1 protein-coding gene is annotated in these 499 nt (G+C 61.1%); it reads left to right on the top strand.

Features of this window, described 5'->3' with window-relative positions:
- Window position 1: 1 nt before the first annotated feature.
- Window positions 2-499 (top strand): IS1595 family transposase (locus IV91_RS0114660; RefSeq protein ID WP_035418835.1); only part of this gene is annotated, 498 nt, incomplete at its 3' end.

Genomic DNA, 499 nt, shown 5'->3' with positions numbered 1-499 from the left:
CATCCATCAACGTGACGATCTGCCGTTCCCGCACTCGCTGCCGGAATTCCAGCGGCTTTTTCCAGATGTTGGGGCGTGTGCTGCTTACCTGGAGAAGTTGCGTTGGCCGGACGGTTTTGTTTGCCCGCATTGCGAGGCAGGCGGTGAGCCACTTCGGTTTGCGAACCGTCCAAACGTGTTTCGGTGCCGCGAGTGTCGCACAGATACCAGCTTGAAAGCCGGAACCGTGATGGAGGGGTCGCATACGCCGCTTAACATCTGGTTCTGGGCTGCCTATCTGGTTACCAGCCAGACGCCCGGCATGTCTGCCGTGCAGTTCCAGCGGCAACCTGGGCTGCCCAGGTATGAGACGGCATTCCAGATTCTCCACAAGCTCCGGGCAGGCATGGTGCGCCCCGACCAGGACAGGATCGGCGGCAAGGCCCATGAACACGTAGAGGTCGACGAAACCTATGTCGGCGGCAGGACGCGCGGCAAAGGCAGTGGCGTCCACGACATG

Source organism: Ferrovum myxofaciens, from assembly GCF_000735045.1.
GTDB classification, from domain to species: domain Bacteria; phylum Pseudomonadota; class Gammaproteobacteria; order Burkholderiales; family Ferrovaceae; genus Ferrovum; species Ferrovum myxofaciens.
Note: the sequence above shows the minus strand (reverse complement) of the source record. Positions and strands in the feature narration are given on the sequence as shown.